A 4,342-nucleotide genomic window follows, 5' to 3' on the forward strand; every position below is an offset into this window, starting at 1 on the left:
ATCGCGGCGGCCCATGAACAGCACCCCGGGGTATTGCCGTTGAAATTGCGCCAGCGCGGGACCGTCGCCGACCACGACCTTGCTTCCCGGATGCCCCGAATCGAGGAAGGCGCCGATGTTCTTTTCGACCGCGACCCGCCCGGCATAGAGCTGGATCGGCCGCTCGAGCGCGGCGAATTCGGGCGGTGGCAGCGCGTCGGGCGTAAACTGTGCGAGATCGACGCCTCGGCTCCATTCATGCGTGTGCGCAAGCCCGTGCTCGGCCAGCTCCGCTCGGATGGAGGGGGTGGCGACCATGATCCGTTCCGCCGGGCGGTGAAACCAGCGGATGTAGTTCCAGAACCAGCTGTCGGGCAGGCGCGTGCGCTCCGCGACATAGGCGGGAAACTGGGTGTGGTAGGCGGTCGTAAACAGCCGGCTCTGCGCGATGCAATGTCTGCGCGCTATCGCGCCCAACGGCCCTTCGGTGGCGATGTGGATCGCATCCGGTGCGAAGGCTTCGAGTCGCCGGGCGATCGCCCGCGGCGCTGCCAGCGCGAGACGGATTTCAGGATAGGTGGGACAGGGGACGGATCGATACTGATCCGGCGAAATCACCAGCAGTTCGTGCCCGCGCTCGCGCAAGATCTCGCAGGTGGTCGTCATCGTCCGCACCACCCCGTTCATCTGCGGGGTCCAGGCATCGGTGACGATCGCAATCCGGTGCGGGAGGGGCCGCGCACGGGCGCCCGCCACATCGATCCGGAGCGGCGCCGTCATGCGGCCTCCCGCTCCGGCCCGGGAGCGAACGGCAACTTCGTTTCGGCATCCGCCGATTCTGCCGCGTGGCGACGGGCCACCTCTTCCGGCCAGTGGAGCAATTCCATTCGCCCGTCGAAATGTTCGACCAGCGCGGTGCAGCCTTCCACCCAATCGCCGTCGTTGAAATACTGCACGGTCTTGCCGTCATGCTCGAAATCGCGGATTTCGGCGGTATGGATGTGCCCGCACACTACCCCGTCCACCCCGCGTTCCCCGGCGGCGCGGGCCACGATCTCTTCGAATTTGGAGATGAATTCGACGGCGTTCTTGACCTTGTGCTTGGCTGCCTTGCTTAGCGACCAATAGGGCATGCCCAGCGCCTTGCGCGCCATGTTTACCCAGCCGTTCAGCCCCATCATCAGGTGATAGAGCGCATCGCCCACGAAGGCGAGCCAGCGGTGCGACAGCATGATGGCGTCGAATTCGTCGCCATGCAGCACCATCAGCCGCCGCCCGTCGGCAGTGGTGTGGAAAGCGGCGCGCAGGATCTCGATCCCGCCGAAATTGAGGCCGGCGAACTGACGTACCACTTCGTCGTGATTACCGGGAATATAGACTACGCGCGTCCCGCGTTTCGCGCGTTTCAGCACCCGCCAGACGATGTCGTTGTGTTCGGGCGGCCAGAACAGCTTCTTCTTCAGCCGCCAGCCGTCGATGATGTCGCCCACCAGATACATGGTGTCGCTGTCGGTATGGTCGAGGAAATCGATCAGCAGCCTGGCGTTGCACCCCTTGGTGCCAAGGTGCACGTCGCTGATCCAGATCGTGCGATACCGCCGGCGGGTGTGCCCTTCTGGCTCCGGCACCGTCACCGGCTGGAGCGGAAAGGAGGCGACCCGGGCTAGCGACGCGATATCCGCCGCATCGCCAGGGCTGGTACGGTCATTCGAAGCGCTGTCGGTCATGGTCGAAAAACCCCCGGGGTTCCGAAAACGTCCGACCGCGATAACCGCCAATTGTTACAGGCGATTCACGATGGGGTGACAGTTCCGGGACATTCTCCGGCAAACCGCCACAAAAATCGACCTTTACCCCACCGCCAGCACGATCTTCCCGATGTGGTCGCCGTCTTCCATGCGCGCATGCGCCGCTCCCGCTTCGGCCAGCGGGAAAGTCTGGTCCATCACCGGGCGCAGGGCGCCTTCTTCGACCAGTGGCCAGGCATTGGCATGGATTTCGTCTGCCAGCATTGCCTTGAAGCTGTCCGGCCGGGCGCGCAGCGTGGACCCGGTCAAAGTCAGCCGCTTGGTCATAACCTTGGCCATGTTGATTTCGGCCTTGGCCCCGCCCAGCACCGCGATGGTAACGTGCCGCCCCTCTTCCGCCAGGCATTCGATATTGCGGGCCACGTAATCGCCCGAGACCATATCCAGCACGACGTTGACTCCCTTGCCGTCGGTAAAGGCGCGGGCATGTTCGACGAAGTCTTGGGTCTTGTAATTAATGGCGATATCGGCGCCGACCTCGCGCGCTTCGCCACATTTTTCGTCCGTTCCACAGGTCACGATCACGGACAGGCCGAATGCCTTGGCCAGCATGATCGCCATGGTGCCGATGCCGCTGGTACCACCATGGATCAGCAGCGTCTCACCCTCGCGCGCAAAGCCGCGCTCGAAGACATTGTGCCACACCGTAAACAGCGTTTCGGGGATGGCGGCAGCCTCCGCCAGCGAGAGTCCTTCGGGTACGTGGAGACAGTGCGCCGCCACCGCCAGACAATATTCGGCATAGCCCCCGCCGGTGACCAGCGCGCACACCTCCTGATTCAGCAGTTCCGGTTCAACCCCGTCGCCGATCGCGACCACCGTGCCCGAAATCTCCAGACCGGGGATGGGCGAGGCGCCGGGTGGCGGCGGATAGAACCCTTGGCGCTGAATCACGTCGGGCCGGTTGACCCCGGCGAAGGCGACCTTGATCAGCACCTGACCTTCGCCCGGTTCGGGCACCGGAAGCGTCTCGGGACGCAACACGTCCGGTCCACCGGGCGCATCGAAGCCCATTGCAGTCATCGTTTCGGGCAATTCGGGCATAGGGCGCGGTGATCCTGCAAAGACAATTGAGGCGAGGTAGCGAGCGGCGCCATTGACAGCAAGCCGAGTGCGGAGAACAATGCAGGACGATGGACGACGATGCGAGTCCCCGCCCCCGAGGCGATGCGGCCAGCCTGCTCGCTGGCGAGGATCTCAGCCCCTATTCACAGGAGGAGTTGAAGGAACGGCTCGCCCTGCTGGAGCGCGAGATCGCCCGGGTCGAGAAACATCGCCTGACTGCCGCCGCGCATCGCGAGGCGGCGGATGCCCTGTTCGGGCGGAAGGACTAGCGGGACCATGAGCGGGCCTCTGGCAAGCCGGTTCATCGTTCCCATATCAGGGTCATCCAAGACCATGCGGCATCGCTCCCCCGCCTGCCGCTCCCCGGCCGTCGGCCTTATCGGCGGCGCGACACGAAAGACCTAGCCGAACATGCCCAGTTTTGCAGCCAATCTCGAAAAGACCCTGCACCAGGCGCTGGCCGACGCATCGGAGCGTCGCCATGAATACGCCACGCTCGAGCACCTTCTGCTCGCGCTGATCGATGACGAGGACGCGGCGCGCGTCATGACCGCCTGCGGCGTCGACCTCGACGAGCTGGGCGCGGTGGTGCGCCAGTATCTGGAGCAGGAATACCAGAGCCTGCAATCGGGCGACAGCAGCGATCCGCAGCCCACCGCCGGGTTCCAGCGGGTGGTCCAGCGCGCGATCCTGCATGTCCAGACCAGCGGCAAGGATACCGTGACCGGCGCCAACGTGCTGGTGGCGCTGTTTTCCGAACGCGACAGCTATGCCGTCTATTTTCTGCAGCAACAGGACATGAGCCGGCTGGATGCGGTCAGCTATATCAGCCACGGCATCGGCAAGGGCGGCAAGCAGCTCGAATCGAAGTCGCCGCAGGGCGCGGCGGAAGAGCAGAGCGGCGGCGACGACAAGGCCGAGGCCAAGGGCGGCAAGAAGGAAACCGCGCTCGACCAGTTCACGGTCAACCTCAACGCCAAGGCGGAAACCGGCAAGATCGATCCGCTGATCGGCCGGGGGCCGGAAGTGGACCGGACAATCCAGATCCTGTGCCGCCGGTCCAAGAACAATCCGCTCTATGTGGGCGATCCGGGCGTGGGCAAGACCGCCATCGCCGAAGGTCTGGCGCGCAAGATCGTGGAGGGCGAGGTTCCCGAGGTTCTGGAGGACGCGGTCATCTATTCGCTCGACATGGGCGCGCTGCTCGCTGGCACGCGCTATCGCGGCGATTTCGAGGAGCGGCTCAAGCAGGTCGTCTCCGAACTGGAAAAGATGCCCGAGGCGGTGCTGTTCATCGACGAGATCCATACCGTGATCGGCGCGGGCGCGACCAGCGGCGGGGCGATGGATGCGTCCAATCTGCTCAAGCCCGCGCTTTCCAGCGGGGCGATCCGCTGCATCGGATCCACCACCTACAAGGAATTTCGCAATCACTTCGAGAAGGATCGCGCGCTGCTGCGCCGGTTCCAGAAGATCGACGTGAACGAGCC

General features: G+C 64.5%; 5 protein-coding genes. 2 read left to right on the forward strand and 3 right to left on the reverse strand.

Annotated elements, in window-relative coordinates; genetic code table 11:
- From ACFDTG_RS16270 to ACFDTG_RS16280, 3 genes are all read right to left on the reverse strand, one after another.
- A partial coding sequence (locus ACFDTG_RS16270; protein WP_375291974.1) for a glycosyltransferase occupies positions 1–759 on the reverse strand: 759 nt, incomplete at its 3' end.
- Positions 756–1,706 (reverse strand): UDP-2,3-diacylglucosamine diphosphatase, encoded by a 951-nt coding sequence (locus ACFDTG_RS16275; protein WP_375291975.1) that lies wholly within the window; start codon positions 1,704–1,706, stop codon positions 756–758. The genes ACFDTG_RS16270 and ACFDTG_RS16275, both read right to left, overlap by 4 nt.
- Positions 1,707–1,829: 123 nt before the next feature.
- Complete coding sequence (locus ACFDTG_RS16280; protein WP_375291976.1) at positions 1,830–2,810, reverse strand: NAD(P)H-quinone oxidoreductase; 981 nt, start codon at positions 2,808–2,810, stop codon at positions 1,830–1,832.
- A gap of 110 nt (positions 2,811–2,920) precedes the next feature.
- On the opposite strand from ACFDTG_RS16280, the gene ACFDTG_RS16285 reads away from it, so the two are divergent.
- Entirely contained in the window at positions 2,921–3,121 is a 201-nt protein-coding gene (locus tag ACFDTG_RS16285) for a DUF1192 family protein (protein WP_375291977.1), read from the forward strand.
- Positions 3,122–3,263: 142 nt separating this feature from the next.
- Positions 3,264–4,342: AAA family ATPase (locus ACFDTG_RS16290; protein WP_375291978.1), on the forward strand; the 1,079-nt coding region annotated here is incomplete at its 3' end.

This window comes from Qipengyuania sp. (assembly GCF_042095715.1).
Taxonomy (GTDB): Bacteria; Pseudomonadota; Alphaproteobacteria; order Sphingomonadales; family Sphingomonadaceae; genus Qipengyuania.